The organism is Agreia bicolorata (assembly GCF_000938265.1).
GTDB classification, from domain to species: domain Bacteria; phylum Actinomycetota; class Actinomycetes; order Actinomycetales; family Microbacteriaceae; genus Agreia; species Agreia bicolorata.
The window spans coordinates 256,473-272,314 of the sequence record NZ_JYFC01000006.1 but is presented as its reverse complement, the minus strand read 5'-3'; the positions used below and the strand labels follow the sequence as shown (position 1 = coordinate 272,314).

Below are 15,842 nucleotides of genomic sequence, written 5' to 3'. Positions count from 1 at the left end.
AGCTCGTTTTCGGCCGGTTCTTCCTGAATTAGAGCGGCGCCACCAGCGTGAGCAGCTCAAGAAACGACTCTCCGCGCCCTACTTCGCCGACAACGCGCCCTCCGGCCATCGCCACAACGCGGTCGCTGATCGCGAGCAGCTCGTCGGGATCGGCCGATGTCACGATCACGGCTTTGCCGGCGTCGGCGATCACCCTCAGCAGTCGCCATACCTCGGCGCGCCTCTCGTGATCGAGATCGCGCGTGGGTTCGACGAGCAGCAGCACGCGGTGCTGCGACTCCGGAAACAGTTCGAGCAGACTGCGGATGCGCACCCACTCGTCGTCACGTCCGCGCATGCGCACGGCATCGAGAGCACGAGCTCCGGGCGTCGACCTCGTCTCGTCTTCGCGCGTCACCACCCCCGCCTTCACCAGCGCGGGCAGCATCGACGGCGTCGCAGGAGCCGAGATGCCCCCGACGATGCGCACCCGATACTTGGGCTGCACGGTCACGATCGCGAAGATGCCGTGCTCTATCGCGGCCATCGTGGTGCTCGTGTCGACGGGTAGACCATCGATCAGCACAGCCCCCGAGGGCACAGTTCCTGCGGTTCGCCCGAAGACGCTCAGCAGCAGCTCGTTGCGTCCGGAGCCCCCGAGCCCGGCCACCCCGACGATCTCTCCGGCGGCGGCGCTCAGAGAGGCGTCAATGACCACCGGCGTCTCGCGGTCGAACTCGTCATTGGTGCTCCAGTCGACGATCTCGACGACGGCTCCGGATGGCGACTCCGCCGCCCGGTCGCGTGGCGTGGGGCCCGTCGCTGCCGGGCCCGGCGCTCCCCCGGCCATCGCCTCGAGCAGCCGGCCACGGGCATCCACCCCGCTGTCGCCGGGCCGCAGCACGGGCACGATCGACCCTGACGACAGCACCGAGACCGCGTCACCGAGTTCGATAGCGAGGCTCGGGCGCTGGGATGCGACCACCACGGCGAGTCCCTCGTTCGCGAGACGACGCAGCACCTGGGCCACCCGCTCAGCGCCGGCTGCGGTCAGCCCGGCCGTGGGCTCCGTGAAGGCGAGAACGGTCGCTCCGTGGGCGAGCGCCCTGGCCGCCTCGACGAGAACGCGGGAGGCGTCGTCGAGTCGGGAGGCGAGTGTGGGAAGCGGCGTGTAGACGTCGACTCGGCGCAGCAGCGCAGTGGCCTGCGTGCGCATCGCGGCGCGGTCGACGATGCCGGGCAGACCGAAGAAGCGGCGTCGCGGCTCGATGCCGAGAAACACATTATCGGCCAGGTCGAGGGTGGCGGTGAGCGACGGCATCCTGCGCACGTGCGCGAATGGAACCGCGCCTACGGCCTGCGCAAGAACGGCGTCGAGCCCGGGCGAGTCCACGCCGAGAACGACGTGGATCTCGCCCGGGCTCGGGCTGAGCTCTTCGGAGATCAGCGACCTCCGGAGCGACGCTTGTTGTAGACGTCGAAGGCGACGGCGAACAGCAGCACGAGGCCCTTGACGGCCTGCTGCCACTCGATGCCGATGCCCATGATCGACATACCGTTGTTGAGCACACCGATGATCAGACCACCGATGATGGCGCCACCGATCGTTCCGACACCACCCTGAACCGCGGCTCCACCGATGAAGGCTGCGGAGATGGCCTCGAGCTCGAAGCCGTCACCGGCCTTCGGACCGGCGAGGTTGAGTCGCGCGGTGAAGATGAGGCCGGCGAGCGCGGCGAGGAAGCCCATGTTGACGAACAGCCAGAACGTGACGTTGCGGGTCTTGATGCCCGAGAGCTCCGCCGCGTGCAGGTTTCCACCGATGGCATAGATGTGGCGTCCGAAGACCGAGCGGTTCATCACGATGCCGTAGACGAGAACCAGCACGGCGAGAACGATCAGGGTGATCGGGATGCCCTTGTAGCTTGCCAGCGCGTAGGCGAAGAAGCCGATGGCCACCGTGATGAGCACGAGCTTGGCGATGAACCAGACGATCGGCTCGACGGCCTGGCCGTAGCTCGCGCGGCCCTTGCGGGTGCGGAACTGCTGCACGAACAGCGCGATGATGGCGATCGCGGCGACACCGAGAGTCAGAGGATCGAGCTCGAGTTCGCCGAAGACGTTGCTGAGGAAGCCGTTTCCGAGTGCGCGGTACTCGTCGGGGAACGATCCGATGTTGGCGTTTCCGAGAACGACCAGTGCGAGTCCACGGAAGATGAGCATGCCCGCTAGCGTCACGATGAACGCGGGTATACCTACAAAGGCGATCCAGAAGCCCTGCCAGACACCCACGAGGGCACCGACCAGCAGCGACAGGAGGATCGACAGCCACCAGGGAAGCCCCCATTGCACCGCGAAGACGCCGGAGACGGCTCCCACGAAGGCCGCGACCGATCCCACGGAGAGGTCGATGTGGCCGGCGATGATGACCATCACCATGCCGATCGCGAGAACGAGGATGTAGCCGTTCTGAACGATCAGGTTCGAGATGTTCTGGGGCCGCAGAAGGATGCCGTTGGTAAGGATGCTGAACAGCACCACCACCAGGATCAGGGCGAGGAAGATGCCGTTCTTGCCCAGGTCGGAGAGGATGTGGCTGAACCTGTTGGTGAAGCTGTTCTCCACGGGATTCACCTGGCTGCCGGCCGCGACGCCGTCGGCGGGCTTGGTCTCGAGGTTAGACATGTCTTTGTGCTCCTATATCCACCAGCGCGAGCGCTAGCGGGCCTTTTCCATGGTCATGAGTTTGAGCAGAGCCTCAGGGCTCGCTTCTTCGATCGGCAGTTCGCCGGTGATGCGGCCCTCGGAGAGGGCGTAGATGCGGTCGCAGATGCCGAGCAGCTCGGGCAGCTCGCTCGAGATCACGATGACACCCTTGCCCTCTGCCGCCAGCTTGTTGATGATGCTGTAGATCTCGTACTTGGCGCCCACGTCGATTCCACGCGTGGGCTCGTCGAGAATGAGCACGTCGGGATCGGAGTAGATCCACTTCGACAGAACGACCTTCTGCTGGTTTCCGCCCGACAGCTTGCCGGTCTTCGCCAGCACGGTCGGAGACTTGATGTTCATGCTCTTGCGGTACTCGTTGGCGACGGTCCACTCCTGGCCGTCGTTGACGAGGCCGAGCTTCTCGAGCTTCTTCAGCGCCGCCATCGAGATGTTGCGCTTGATGTCGTCGATGAGGTTGAGGCCGTAGGTCTTGCGGTCTTCGGTGGCGTAGGCCAGTCCGTTCGCGATGGCCTCAGACACCGTGCGGGTCTTGATCTCGACGCCGTTCTTGAACACGCGGCCCGAGATCTTCGAGCCGTAGCTGCGCCCGAAGAGACTCATGGCGAACTCGGTGCGCCCAGCGCCCATGAGTCCGGCGATGCCGACGATCTCGCCACGGCGCACGTTGATGTTGACGTTATCGACCACGACACGGCTCACGTCTTGGGGGTGGTGGGCTGTCCAGTCTTCTACGCGCAAGATCTCATCGCCGATGTGCGGCGTGTGATCGGGGTAGCGGTTCTCGAGGTCGCGCCCCACCATGTCTTTGATGATGCGCTCTTCGGTGACGTCGTTCTTGCTGATCGTCTCGATGGTCTTGCCGTCGCGGATGACCGTGACAGAGTCAGCGACCTTCTTGATCTCGTTGAGCTTGTGGCTGATGATGATGGCCGTGATGCCCTGCTCTTTGAGATGCAGGATCAGGTTCAGCAGGTGGTCGCTGTCTTCGTCGTTGAGGGCCGCAGTGGGCTCGTCGAGGATGAGCAGCTTGACTCGCTTGGAGAGCGCCTTGGCGATCTCGACGAGCTGCTGCTTTCCGACACCGATGTCCATGATCTTGGTCGTCGGGTTCTCGCGCAGACCCACGCGGGCCAGCAGCTTTGCCGCCTCGGCGTTGGTCTTGTTCCAGTCGATCAGCCCGAGGCCGCCGCGCTGTTCGTTGTTGAGAAAGATGTTCTCCGCGATCGACAGGAACGGGCTGAGCGCCAGCTCCTGGTGAATGATCACGATGCCCTCGGCCTCGGAATCGCGGATGTCTTTGAACTCGACGACCTTGTTCTCGAAGACGATGTCGCCCTCGTAGGTGCCGAACGGGTAGACACCCGAGAGCACCTTCATCAGCGTCGACTTGCCGGCGCCGTTCTCGCCGCAGATGGCGTGAACCTGGCCACGGCCGACCTCGATGGTCACATCTTGCAGCGCCTTGACGCCGGGGAACGTCTTGGTGATTCCCCTCATCTCGAGGATGTTGAGCGGAGCGTCGACCTTGTCCGTCATCGCGAATCTGCTTCCTTGCTGGTTGTTCGTGGGGGAATTTACGTCGCCCTAGGCGGCGACGAGAGACTGGATGCGCCGGGCGCGCGACCCGTCAAGGTCACGCGCCCGGAACATCCGGGATCTTTTGGGTGTTAGCCCGTGATCTCAGCTTCGGTCCAGTAGCCGGAGTCGACCAGGACCTCCTTGATGTTGTCTTTCACAACGATCTGCGAGTCGAGCAGGAAGGAAGGAACAACCTTCTTGCCGTTGTCGTAGTCCTTCGTGTTGTTCGTCTCAGGCGTGTTGCCCTGCAGCAGGGCGGTGGCCATGTCGACCGCAACCTTGGCGAGCTGGCGGGTGTCCTTGAAGATGGTGGCGTACTGCTCACCGGCGTTGATCGCCTTGACACTGTCGAGCTCCGAGTCCTGGCCGGAGATGATGGGCCATGAGGCACCCACCGTGTAGCCGGCGTCGGTCAGAGCCGAGATGATGCCTCGCGAGAGACCGTCGTAGGGCGAGAGAACGCCGTTGACCTTCTTCGTTCCGTCGGAGTACGTGGAGGTCAGGATGTCCTCCATGCGGCTCTGGGCGACTTCGCCGTCCCAACGGAGAGTGGCGACCTGCTGGAAGTCGGTCTGGCCACTGCCGACGACGAGGATCTTCTTGTCGATGTAGGGCTGCAGAACATCCATGGCGCCGTTGAAGAAGAACGTGGCGTTGTTGTCGTCGGGCGAACCGGCGAACAGCTCGATGTTGAACGGGCCGGCGGGGGCACCCGACTTGGCGGTTCCGTCGAGCTCGGTGAGACCGAGACCGTTCAGAAGCGACCAGGCCTGCTGCTGGCCAACCTTGAAGTTATCGAACGAGGCGTAGTAGTCGACGTTCTCGGTGTCGCGGATCAGGCGGTCGTAGGCGATGACCGGGATCTTCGCGTCCTTGGCGTCCTGCAGCACGCTGGTGAGCGTGGTGCCGTCGATCGAGGCGACGATCAGGGCCTCTGCACCCTTGGTGATCATGTTCTCGATCTGGGAGACCTGGGTAGGGATGTCGTCTTCTGCGTACTGGAGGTCGACCTTGTAGCCGGCGTCTTCCAGCTGCTTCTTGACGGCGTCGCCGTCCTGGATCCAACGCTCGCTCGACTTGGTCGGCATCGCGACGCCGACGAGGCCGCCGTCGCCCTTGGCTGCGGAGGTGCTGTCGCCGCCCCCGGCTCCGGAGGAGCAGGCCGAGAGGCCGATGATCATCGCGCCGGCGGCGACGCCGGCGAGGAGGGTTTTGATTTTCACTGTGTGAATTCCTTTCGAATGTGCAGTGGACGTCGTTGTCTGCAGTGGTGCACGAACCGGCCTCGTCCCGAAGACCGAATCGTTCGCCGCGCAGAGCAGGGAGCCCAGTGCGGCGTAGGGGTGAGAACTAGAGAGAAGGCGGATGAGCTGCGCTGCGAATGCTGCTGGCCATGTCGACGACTCCCTTGTCTGCTTTGGTGCGAGGTTTGGATCACAATCCTTGTGAACGTTCACAACGCGTGTTCATACTAGCCCTGCTCGGGATCACCCTGTCAACCTCCATTTGTCGGCGTGTCTCGATTGTTATCGAGACGAGGGTGCGGCCGTCGAACCGCGCACGACGAGCGTGGGAAGAATGCTTCCCGAATACTCCTCGCCCGACTCGAGGCCGCCCAGCAACAACGCCATGCAGCGTCGACCGAGTTCCGCGAAGTCTTGCCGCACGGTGGTGAGGGGAGGCCAGAAGTGCGCCGAGTCGGGAATGTCGTCGAAGCCGACGATGCTGATGTCGCGCGGCACCTCGAGGCCGGCGTCGCGGATCGCGTGCATGAGGCCCAACGCCATCTGGTCATTGGCAGCGAAGATCGCAGTGAAGTCACGCATCCGCAGCAGCTCGCGCCCAGCGAAGTAGCCGAACTCGGCGGTCCAATCGCCCAGAATCGGCGCCGTCGTCGGCATGTCTTGGGCATTCATCTCATCGAGAAAGCCGGTCATCCGCGCCTCCGCCTCGATCCAGTCCTGCGGACCGGCGAGGTGGTAGATGGATCGGTGCCCCAACTCGATGAGGTGCCGGGTCGCCAACCGCGCGCCCAAGATCTGGTCGACCGACAACGACATGTCGTTGTTTGCCGCCGTGGACTGCAGGGTGACGATCGGCAGACGCAGCGACATGCCCGCGAGGGTGTCGAACACACGCCGCTGCGGCGCGATCACAACAAGGCCCTCGATGGCCTGGTCGAGCAGGCGGTCGATGGCGCGCACGATCGAGGTGGACTCGTAGCCGCTGATACTGGCCGTCGTGACCGAGTAGCCGGCCGCGCTGGCGGCGTCTTCGATGGCCTGAATACTGGCTGCGGGCCCATAGTTGGTGCGCGAGGCAGAGAGGATGCCGACGGTGCGGGAACGAGACGTGACCAGAGCGCGTGCTGCCCGGTTGGGCCGGTACTGCAGCTGCTCCATCGAGTCGAGCACCCGCTGCTTCGTCTCTTCACGAATATTCGGCAGATCGTTGATGACACGCGAGACGGTCTGATGGGAGACTCCAGCGAGGCGCGCCACATCGTGCATGCTCGGCGCCCGTGACTTCTTCGCCACCGGCTCGGGTTCCTGTGCCACGCGTCTCAAACCTCATCGTTGTTCACGTTCACAAAGGGTGAGCGCCTACTTATTATGCACACCTGGCCGCCCCCTTCGTGCGCGTACCAGAACAGGGGGTGCTGCGCTCCATTCGGCGCGGTGCCGCTCCAATTCATGAGAAACGCGCCAAAAACGGGGTTTTCGCGCGCGATGCACCCGGTTTTCCTGCACACGAGCGCCGCGCCTACTCCGCCACCTCGGCCGAACACGTGCTTCACACGCACAGGTGAGTACCGTCAGCACTCCGACACCGACGCCCCCGCGCGACGCCGCCGCGCGCCGCCCCCGCGCGCTGCCCCCGCTCCAATTCAGGAAAGATGCTCCGAAAATGGGGTTCTCGCGCGCGGCTGGGCGGTTCGCCCTGAGAACGACCGCTCTCTCAACGAGGCTTCGTTAGGTGCGTCCGCGACTCCAGTAGTCAGCCCGGCGCCGCACCGTCAGCCCGGTGTCGCTCTCATTCAGGAGAAATGCGCCAAAAACGAGGTTTTCGCGCGCGATGCACCCGGTTTTCCTGCGTACGAGCGCCGCGCCTACTCCGCCACTTTCGTCAGGAGCGCCGTTTCATCCACAGAAGTGCCGAGTTCAGCCCCGAGCATTCTCCCGACGGCAACGATCATGCTCATGAACACCACTCGAGACCGCATCTTCTCTCGAAAGGCACTTCTCGCGTTCGGCATGACGCATCACTCGATCGCACGTGCTGTCGCCCGAGGCGAGCTACTGCATCTGCGACGCGGGTGGTACGCCACTCCCTCGGCCCCGCCCGATGCTGTGCGTGCCGTGATCGTGGGAGGCGTGGCCACGTCACTCTCGGCGGCTCAATTGATGGATCTGTGGACACCGCCCGATCCAGCTCTCCATGTCGCTGTTCCAAGCAACGCCAGCAGGCTGCGCGGCACGACGCCTCCGCGCTCCCACGCCGCGAATCCAGTCTGCCTGCACTGGCGCAAGCACAGAGACTCGCCTCGAGACGGCGTGGCCTCGGTGATCGACGCACTGAGCGATGCCGTGCAGTGCCAGCCCGAGGAATACGCAGTGGTCGTCATCGATTCGGCGTTGAACAAGGGCCTCGTCACCCTGCGCCAGCTCGAGGCCGCATTCGAGCGACTCCCCCGGCGCTACGCTCGCGCACTTCGCCGAGCAGACGGTCGAAGCCAGTCTGGCACCGAGACCCTCGTTCGGCTGCGGCTCCGCGCTCTGGGCATTCACGTCTCCGTGCAGGTGCGCATCGCCGGCGTTGGACGCGTCGACTTGGTCGTCGGCGACCGCTTCGTTCTCGAGTGCGACAGCAGGAAATTCCACGCCGGAGAGGAGCGGTATCACGGCGATCGACTCCGTGACCGAACACTCATCGGGCTCGGCTACCTGCCCATGCGCATCACCTACGAGATGGTGATGTTCGACTGGGCCGAAACCCTCCGAGTGATCCTCACCCGCGTTCGGAGCCGGGAGCACCTGTGGCCTCGGCGCTCCAAATCAGGAAAAACCGCCACCCGCCGTGCGAAAACACACGATGAGGACGGTTCATCCTGAATTACAGCGGCAGCGGCATGCACAGCAGCAGCAGCAACAGGTACAAGTACAGCAGCAGGCTGCCGCTCAGATGCCCTAGCGGCCGAAGGCCTGCGCTGCGGGGCAGTCGAAGGGGTCGCCACCGGCCGAGAGCCCCACCTTGTTGAGGTAGCGAATCACGATGCCGTACGACTGCCGCAGACCGGTTTCGGTGTAGAGGATGTTGTGCTTCTCGCAGTATTCCTTGGCGATGGCCTGGGCCTTCTTGAGGTTGGGCCGCGCCATGTTCGGAAAGAGGTGGTGCTCGACCTGGTAGTTGAGCCCGCCCATGAACGTATCCATCACGAAGCCACCGCGGATGTTGCGCGAGGTGAGCACCTGGCGACGCAGGAAGTCGACCTTGCTGTCGTGCGGCAGCGTCGGCATTCCCTTGTGGTTCGGAGCGAAGGATGCACCCATGTAGACGCCGAAGACGGCGAGCTGAACACCAATGAAGGCGAAGGCCATTCCGGGCTCGAGCAGCAGGAAGATGACGAGCACGTAGGCCGCAATGCGCGTGGTGAGCATAACGATCTCGAGCCAGCGCTTGTCGACCTTGCCCTTGCCGAAGACGGTGCGGAAGCCGTGGATGTGCAGGTTGAGACCCTCGAGCATCAGGATCGGAAAGAAGAAGTAGCCCTGGCGCTTGGTCGCCCAGGCGTAGAGGCCGCGCGACTTGGCCGCGTCTTCGGGCGTGAACGACACGAAGTCGCGCTCGATGTCGGGGTCTTTGCCGAGCACATTGGGGTTGGCGTGGTGACGCGAGTGCTTCGTCATCCACCATGAGTAGCTGATGCCAACGAAGAGGTTGGCGAGGGTGCGGCCCGCGATGTCGTTGGCCTTGCCCGAGGTGAACACCTGACGGTGCGAGGCCTCGTGGGCGAGAAAGGCGAACTGGGTGAAGATGATGCCGAGAGCGGCAGCCATGAGCAGCTGGAACCAGGAGTCGCCGAGAAGAACAATCCCGACGCCGACGCCACCGAGGGCTGCGACCAGCACACCGAACATGGCGTAGTAGAACCCCTTGCGGCGGCGCAGGAGGCCGGCATCGCGAACGGTGTTCAGAAGCGACGAGTACTCGCTGGTCGGACTAGTCCGTGCTCCGCCGGGCTTCGTCTTCGTAAAGGTGATGCGCGGTTTGACTATGTCGGTCACAAGGCCCCTCTCGGCCATCGGGCCCTCGCAGGGCAGCAAGACAACCAGGTACTAGGGGTGACTTGTTCTTACTCTAGGGGGCCACGCACCCGTTCGACGGATCGGGCCTCAGATGCTCGGACTACCGGCAGGCGATTGCCAGGCCCGGGGATTGATATATGCCGCTGCCCCCGGAACTGTCCATAACGCAAAGCGCATATGAACGCCCCACCGAGCAGCGCCCCCGCCGTATTCGCCGCCACATCGCCAGGTGACGCGAACCTCTGCGAGAGCAGCAGCGCCTGGGTGAGCTCGATCGTGAGCGAGGCGACGAGTCCGAGCACGCCGGACACCCACCACAGCGACGGCCACGCCAGCAGAGCGATCAGCACGCCAAGCGGCAGAAACATCACAACGTTCGCCGAGAATTCAACCACCGAGTAGGTGATCCACGAGGGCATGCCGTTGCGATGCAGCACAGCGAGCAGACGGCCGAGCGCACTGTGGAACGGCTTGTCGACGGGCGTCGGCCAGAACGTGATCGTCACAACCGTGACCGCAATGACGCCCAGGGCTCGCCACGCCCATCGTCGAGTGCGGGCGCCGGTCATTCCCCGAGGGTACCGAAGCGGTGTTTCGACGCCATTTCCATCACGGGTGGCTTCAGTAAATAAATGAGAATTACTCCTTTTTCTCTAGCCCGATTCAGTTATGAGGCGTAGCGTCCCACTAATGAGAATTATTCACCATAGCTCCTTTTGGATGTAAACATGAGAATTTATCAGCTAATGAGGGTTGTCGCGCTTGCCGGAACTCTCCCCGTCGTCGCAATGATCGGTGTCGCCAACGCACCCTCCTCAGCCTCGGCATCGACTCTCGCGTCATCCGAGCCCTCGGCGGTCGTCACCGGCGACGCGGCGTGCACTGCGGACGGCACCTACTCGATCACCTGGACCGTGCATACGTCAGGCATCCCCGACGGCGACGAGGCCGAGGTCAAGGTGATCACGCCCGAGAACGCCTGGCTGTACGAATGGGCTCAGCACAGCGCCAACCACGGACTGCCGGCACTGCCGCCGAACGCGTCGTTCACGTGGGTGCAGACCGGAGTCGCCGGCTCGACCACCACTGCACACGTCACCTTCCAGATCGACTGGCACAGCTATAGCCACGACCCCGAAGGCGTGCTCACTCTCACAGGCGACTGCACCGCGCCGCCTCCCCCACCGACGGATGTTCTGCCCGAGACCACAACGAGTTCGGTCGACGACACGTCGTGCTCTACCGGATTCGTCACGACCACGACGACGACAACCACCTATTCGTGGATGCCGTCAAACACGTCGCGCCCGGTCGCCATCCCCACGACGACCACATCGACATCGTCTCGTGCCGCCACCGCGGTCGAGTGCCCGCTTCCGCCGGTCGACCCGCCTGTCCCGCCGCTTCCGCCGGTCGACCCGCCTGTCCCGCCGATCACACCGGATCCCCCGACGACACCCGTCGCCCCTGCGACGACAACGGCAACGACACCGGCATCGACATCGACAACGGCCCACACCGGAATCGCATCGGCCTCACCGGCACGCAAGCAGCTCGCAAGCACCGGAGTCGACGCACGCCTCGTCGGGGTAACCGCTCTAGTGCTGCTCACCGCAGGAATCATGGCGGTGAGCGTGGCAGTCATCCGTCGCCGCGGGCCGCAGTGATCGGAAGGCGGGCGCCGTCCGGCGCTACACGCCGAGGTACTGCTTCAACGCCTCGTCGCCGTCGCGGGGAACGAACCCGGTGGCCGCAAGCTTGCCCAGCGGCAGAACGCTGCCGAGCGGCCGCGGCGCAACGGACTTGCCCGCGAAGTACTCCTCGGTCGAGACCCCGGTCACATCCGAGGCGGAGTGACCCGTGAGCTCGTAGACGCGTGCCGCAATGGCCGCCCACGACAAGGGCTCGCCCTCGTTCGTGAGGTTGTACGTGCCATATTCAGCGCCCGTCGACAGCAGGTGCCGGATGCCTGCGGCCAGGTCGGTCGTGAACGTCAGGCGCCCGATCTGGTCGTTCACGACGCTCGGCGCTACCCCGCGCGAAGCGAGTGACGCCATGGTGCGCACGAAGTTGTTTCCTTCGCCGATGACCCAGCTGGTGCGCACGATGTAGTTCCGCGGAACAGTGGAGACCAGAGCGTCGGCAGCCGCCTTGGTCTGCCCGTAGACACCCAGCGGCGAGAACGCCTCGTCTTCGGGGTGCTCGGCCGCGGTGCCATCGAAGACGTAGTCGCTCGACACGTGCACGAGGGTGAGACGGTTTGCGGTGGCGACCGATGCGAGCAACGCGACGGCCGAGACGTTCGCGGCCCACGCATCCGCTCGGCCTGTGGCCGTCTCTGCCTCGTCGACCTTGGTATAGGCGGCAGCGTTGATGATGGTGTCGTAGTCGCCCCAGTGCCGCGAGGTGTAGCTGGCGGGGTCGGCCACGTCGAAGTCGGCGCGCGAGACGTACTCCGCGTCGGGGAACTCGGCGCGCAGAGCGAGGCCGAGCTGTCCGCCGGCACCCAGAACCAGGGTGCGCGCACCCTTCATCGGCACCACATCGGCCAGGCGAGGGTGGGCCTGGTCTTTCGCGCTGATCTCGACGTCGTCGAGCGCGATGGGCCACTGGATGTTCGCGGTCTCGTCGGCGAGGTTGAGGAACGTGTACGAGGCGGCCGGGCTCCAGTGGTCGTTGACCAGGTAGGTGTAGGCCGTATCTTCTTCGAGGGTCTGGTAGGAGTTGCCCACTCCGCGCGGCACGTAGACGGCGCGGCCCGCGTCGAGCTCGACGGTGACGACAGCGCCGAAGGTGTCGCCCTCGCGCAGGTCGACCCAGGCGCCGAAGATGCGGCCGGTGGCGACGGAGACGTACTTGTCCCAGGGCTCGGCGTGGATTCCGCGGGTCGTTCCGGTCTTGCCGTTGAACGAGATGTTGTTCTGCACCGGTCCGAAGTCGGGCAGGCCCAGGGCCAGCATCTTCTCGCGCTGCCAGTTCTCTTTGAACCAGCCGCGATTGTCGCCATGCACCGGCAGATCGAGAATGACGAGCCCGGGAATCGCGGTCTCTGTCAGACGCAGTTCTGTCGCTTCGGCCATCGGTAATACCTGTGCTTTCTCTCGCCGCACGCGTTCGGTCGCGCGCAGCGAGCCTATCGGCAACGAGAGCTCGGGTCACCCCGGCGCAGGAACACCCACCCGAACACGACAGAACGTAGCCTCAAAGCTGCGGTTGTGACACGATGTGGCTGAACAACTTGGTGGCCGGGGGACCGCATGACTCGTGCCTTTACGAACCCAGAGAGGCACGATCTCATGGCAATCACAGCAATCCGCGGCACCTTCTTCGACTTCACCGATGACCCGTGGAAGCACGTGGGCAGCGAGCACGACGCGGCGCGCTTCACGCTCGACGGCCTGCTCGTGATCGACGACGGCATCATCGTGGCGTTCGGCGATTTCGACGAGGTGGCACCCTCATACCCGGGTCTCGACCCGACGGTGATCGCAGACCGCATCATCATGCCCGGGTTCATCGACGGCCACATCCACGTGCCGCAGACGCGCGTGCTGGGCGCATTCGGCCAGCAGCTGCTGCCGTGGCTCAACGACACCGTCTTTCCTGAAGAGGCGAAGTACTCCGACCGGGGGTACGCCCGCGAGGGCTCGGAGCGCTTCTTCGAGAACGTGCTCGCGGGCGGAACGACCACCGTGCAGGCATTCACGACCACGTCGCCGGTTGCAACAGAGGAGTTCTTCGAGGCGGCGTCGCGTCGCAACATGCTCGTGATCGGCGGAGTGACGGGCATCGACCAGTTCGCCCCCGAGGGCACGACCAGCACACCCGAGCAGTTCTACGCCGACAGCACGGCAATGATCGAGAAGTACCACGGCACCGGCCGCAACCTCTACGCCATCACACCGCGCTTCGCCCTGGGGGCGACCGAGCAGCTGCTCGAGGCGTGTCAGAAACTGAAGCAGGAGCATCCGGATCTGTGGGTCAACACCCACATCTCTGAGAACCCTGCCGAGATCGCGGGCGTGCTGCAGGCCCACCCCGACTGCACCGACTATCTGGGCGTCTACGAGAAGTACGACCTGGTCGGGCCGAAGTTCTCGGGAGGCCACGGCATCTGGCTCTCAGACAACGAGTTCGCGCGCATGAGCGACAGCGGGGCCGCAGTGGTGTTCTGCCCCTGCTCCAACCTGTTTCTTGGCAGCGGCGTGTTTCGCCTCGGCAAGGCGACAGACCCCGACAAGCGGGTTCGGATGTCGTTCGGTACAGACATGGGCGGAGGCAACCGTTTCAGCATGGTCAGCGTTCTCGACGAGGCCTACAAGGTGGGCATGCTCGGCAACACACTGCTCGACGGAAGCACCAACCGCGTCACTCAAGATCTGGCCCAATCGGAGCGCAGCAAGCTCTCGCCCTATCGCGCGTTCTGGTCTGTGACCCTGGGCGGCGCAGAGGGGCTCTACATCGACGACCGGGTCGGCAACTTCGAGGTGGGCAAGGAGGCCGACTTCGTTGCCCTCGACTACACCGCCGGTCCGCCCGCGATGGCGTGGCACCAGGAACTCTTCTTCGGCGACGCAGGCCCCACCACCATGGAGGAGGCCGCCCACGCGCTGTTCAGCATCATGATGGTCGGCGACGACCGCAATGTCGACGAGACGTGGGTCTCGGGCGTGCGCCTCTATAAGAAGGCCTGACCGTGGCCCACGACTCGGTCGCGGTCTACCGAGACGAGGCGGCCTCTGGCAACAACGGTTTCTCGGCCATCGTCACCGCCGCCGTGCCGCAGGGTCTCGATGACGAGTACGTCGCGTGGCAGAAGAAGATCTCTGACACCGAAGCCGGGTTCGCCGGCTTTCTCGGCCATCGTGTTCAACGTCCTGTGGCGGGAGCGCGACACGAGTGGGTGGTCGTTGTGAGCTTCGACACCGAGGCCCACCTGTCGGCGTGGCTCGATTCGAGCGAGCGCGCCGCCCTGCTCGCCGAGGGCGAAAGGTTCAACAGGCAGCTCGAGGTCACGAAGACGAGTTTCGGTTTCGATTTCTGGTCACAGCGACCGGATGCGGCGGGTACGGCCGCGAGGCCGTCTGTCGGCAAGCAGAATCTGCTGGTCTTGATGGCGCTCTACCCGATTGTTTTTCTCTGGGGGTACTTCGTCAGTACTCCCCTGCTCGACGGGCCGCGCGAGATTCCGTTCTGGCTGTCGCTCTTCGTGGGCAATCTCGTGAGCACTCAGCTGCTCGGCTGGTGGGTCATGCCGTGGGTCTTCAAACGCTTCGACTGGTGGCTGAAGCCCCGACAGGGCGCGCGCACGCAGCTTCTTGGCTTCACGATTCTCGCCGTGGTCTACGCCGCATCGATGGCGCTGTACGCCTGGCTGCTCTCGCTCGTCGCCGCCTGATCCCGACGGCCTGACGCCAGCGGCCTGACGCCAGCGGCCTGACGCTCGATCGAGCGCAACCGTGGTGAAGCGATTCTCCGAATATGCCCCACTTGTCGTTTTGTCACCCGAATGAGGCACATACTTGACGACGTGTTGCGATCTAAAACAAAAGGTCACGGCAAGAGAAACCAGGGGGCCTTCTCATGAAACGCATCGAATGCCAGGGCAAGACCATCATTACGACAACCGCCGTCGCAGAGGCCGTCGCCGCCTTCCATGCCGCTGCCCACCGTCGAGGCCGCACCGTGCGAGTCGACGTGCCCGCCGTCAATGACGGCCCGCAGCACGTGCCGCTCATTCTGTCTCCCGGAGAGACGCTCACCGTTCTCGACTGCTCGATGCCGCCGGTCGAGCTCGACGCAGCACCGCTTATCGAGTCGCTCACCAGCCGGCAGTCCGCCTGGCTTCCGCGAGCCAACACCAGCGCGTAACCCGCAAAGTCAAGTCCCTTCTGAGAGCAGATTCCTGGGCCAAGCTCAGTTAGCACCATGCAAGGAGGAAGCGTGAAACGCGTTCACTGCCAAGGCAAGACCTTCACTACAACCGACGACGTTGCGCACGCGATCATGAACTTCTTTCAGGCCGCGCAAAGGCGAGGCCGGGTCGTGAAGATCGACGTGCCCGCGATAGCCGATACGGGTGAGCACGTCGTCGAGCTGGTGCTCTTTCCGGGCGAGCAACTCGACGTCTTCGACTCCCCCGACGAGCATGTCGAACTCGACACCGCTCCCCTCATCCGCTCGCTGTCTGCGCGCAAGCTGGCATGGCGCCCCCACACAATGCACGGGGGCGAGACCGCATAACTCGCC

Annotated in this window: 14 protein-coding genes; 6 read left to right on the top strand and 8 right to left on the bottom strand. The window is 64.3% G+C overall.

Features of this window, described 5'->3' with window-relative positions:
• Positions 1-28: 28 nt before the first annotated feature.
• The 5 genes from TZ00_RS14490 to TZ00_RS14470 form a co-directional block, all read right to left on the bottom strand.
• Positions 29-1,372 (bottom strand): sugar ABC transporter ATP-binding protein, encoded by a 1,344-nt coding sequence (locus TZ00_RS14490; protein ID WP_044442684.1) that lies wholly within the window; start codon positions 1,370-1,372, stop codon positions 29-31.
• Positions 1,373-1,422: 50 nt separating this feature from the next.
• The gene (gene mmsB, locus TZ00_RS14485) at positions 1,423-2,664 is read right to left on the bottom strand and encodes a multiple monosaccharide ABC transporter permease (RefSeq protein WP_044442683.1); all 1,242 of its coding nucleotides are present in this window, start codon (positions 2,662-2,664) and stop codon (positions 1,423-1,425) included.
• Between the two features lie 33 nt (positions 2,665-2,697).
• Complete coding sequence (gene mmsA, locus TZ00_RS14480) at positions 2,698-4,245, bottom strand: multiple monosaccharide ABC transporter ATP-binding protein (RefSeq protein ID WP_044442682.1); 1,548 nt, start codon at positions 4,243-4,245, stop codon at positions 2,698-2,700.
• A 131-nt stretch (positions 4,246-4,376) separates the two neighbouring features.
• Positions 4,377-5,510 (bottom strand): multiple monosaccharide ABC transporter substrate-binding protein, encoded by a 1,134-nt coding sequence (gene chvE, locus TZ00_RS14475; RefSeq protein ID WP_044442681.1) that lies wholly within the window; start codon positions 5,508-5,510, stop codon positions 4,377-4,379.
• 303 nt (positions 5,511-5,813) lie between these two features.
• Entirely contained in the window at positions 5,814-6,797 is a 984-nt protein-coding gene (locus TZ00_RS14470; RefSeq protein ID WP_044442804.1) for a LacI family DNA-binding transcriptional regulator, read from the bottom strand.
• Between the two features lie 690 nt (positions 6,798-7,487).
• Here TZ00_RS14470 and TZ00_RS14465 point away from each other — a divergent pair.
• Positions 7,488-8,399, top strand: a complete 912-nt coding sequence (locus TZ00_RS14465) for a type IV toxin-antitoxin system AbiEi family antitoxin domain-containing protein (protein WP_052521610.1) — start codon at positions 7,488-7,490, stop codon at positions 8,397-8,399.
• A 75-nt stretch (positions 8,400-8,474) separates the two neighbouring features.
• Here the strand turns inward: TZ00_RS14465 and TZ00_RS14460 are convergent, their stop codons facing one another.
• Together TZ00_RS14460 and TZ00_RS19050 are read right to left on the bottom strand one after the other, a co-directional pair.
• The gene (locus TZ00_RS14460) at positions 8,475-9,590 is read right to left on the bottom strand and encodes a fatty acid desaturase family protein (protein ID WP_044442680.1); all 1,116 of its coding nucleotides are present in this window, start codon (positions 9,588-9,590) and stop codon (positions 8,475-8,477) included.
• A gap of 50 nt (positions 9,591-9,640) precedes the next feature.
• Entirely contained in the window at positions 9,641-10,162 is a 522-nt protein-coding gene (locus tag TZ00_RS19050) for a VanZ family protein (protein ID WP_052521609.1), read from the bottom strand.
• Positions 10,163-10,339: 177 nt separating this feature from the next.
• On the opposite strand from TZ00_RS19050, the gene TZ00_RS20000 reads away from it, so the two are divergent.
• Positions 10,340-11,260 (top strand): hypothetical protein, encoded by a 921-nt coding sequence (locus TZ00_RS20000; RefSeq protein WP_044442679.1) that lies wholly within the window; start codon positions 10,340-10,342, stop codon positions 11,258-11,260.
• 24 nt (positions 11,261-11,284) lie between these two features.
• On the opposite strand, the gene TZ00_RS14445 is transcribed toward TZ00_RS20000, so the two are convergent.
• Complete coding sequence (locus TZ00_RS14445; RefSeq protein ID WP_044442678.1) at positions 11,285-12,673, bottom strand: sugar nucleotide-binding protein; 1,389 nt, start codon at positions 12,671-12,673, stop codon at positions 11,285-11,287.
• Positions 12,674-12,889: 216 nt separating this feature from the next.
• Between TZ00_RS14445 and guaD the strand changes: the two genes are divergently transcribed.
• From guaD to TZ00_RS14425, 4 genes are all read left to right on the top strand, one after another.
• Positions 12,890-14,287 carry a guanine deaminase gene (guaD, locus tag TZ00_RS14440; RefSeq protein ID WP_044442677.1) on the top strand — a complete coding sequence of 466 codons (1,398 nt, stop codon included), beginning with the start codon at positions 12,890-12,892 and terminating at the stop codon, positions 14,285-14,287.
• A 2-nt stretch (positions 14,288-14,289) separates the two neighbouring features.
• Positions 14,290-14,991 carry an antibiotic biosynthesis monooxygenase gene (locus tag TZ00_RS14435; protein ID WP_052521608.1) on the top strand — a complete coding sequence of 234 codons (702 nt, stop codon included), beginning with the start codon at positions 14,290-14,292 and terminating at the stop codon, positions 14,989-14,991.
• A 185-nt stretch (positions 14,992-15,176) separates the two neighbouring features.
• Positions 15,177-15,464 carry a hypothetical protein gene (locus TZ00_RS14430; protein WP_044442676.1) on the top strand — a complete coding sequence of 96 codons (288 nt, stop codon included), beginning with the start codon at positions 15,177-15,179 and terminating at the stop codon, positions 15,462-15,464.
• 72 nt (positions 15,465-15,536) lie between these two features.
• Positions 15,537-15,836, top strand: coding sequence for a hypothetical protein (locus tag TZ00_RS14425; RefSeq protein ID WP_044442675.1), 300 nt, complete (start codon positions 15,537-15,539; stop codon positions 15,834-15,836).
• The last annotated feature ends 6 nt before the right edge of the window (positions 15,837-15,842 follow it).

Bases quoted from the DNA above. Each gene is read 5' to 3' on its own strand.
- mmsB (WP_044442683.1), bottom strand. From the start codon at position 2,664: ATGTCTAACCTCGAGACCAAGCCCGCCGACGGCGTCGCGGCCGGCAGC.
- mmsA (WP_044442682.1), bottom strand. From the start codon at position 4,245: ATGACGGACAAGGTCGACGCTCCGCTCAACATCCTCGAGATGAGGGGA.
- TZ00_RS14470 (WP_044442804.1), bottom strand. From the start codon at position 6,797: ATGCACGATGTGGCGCGCCTCGCTGGAGTCTCCCATCAGACCGTCTCG.
- TZ00_RS14465 (WP_052521610.1), top strand. From the start codon at position 7,488: ATGAACACCACTCGAGACCGCATCTTCTCTCGAAAGGCACTTCTCGCG.
- TZ00_RS14460 (WP_044442680.1), bottom strand. From the start codon at position 9,590: ATGGCCGAGAGGGGCCTTGTGACCGACATAGTCAAACCGCGCATCACC.
- TZ00_RS19050 (WP_052521609.1), bottom strand. From the start codon at position 10,162: ATGACCGGCGCCCGCACTCGACGATGGGCGTGGCGAGCCCTGGGCGTC.
- TZ00_RS20000 (WP_044442679.1), top strand. From the start codon at position 10,340: ATGAGGGTTGTCGCGCTTGCCGGAACTCTCCCCGTCGTCGCAATGATC.
- TZ00_RS14445 (WP_044442678.1), bottom strand. From the start codon at position 12,673: ATGGCCGAAGCGACAGAACTGCGTCTGACAGAGACCGCGATTCCCGGG.
- guaD (WP_044442677.1), top strand. From the start codon at position 12,890: ATGGCAATCACAGCAATCCGCGGCACCTTCTTCGACTTCACCGATGAC.
- TZ00_RS14430 (WP_044442676.1), top strand. From the start codon at position 15,177: ATGAAACGCATCGAATGCCAGGGCAAGACCATCATTACGACAACCGCC.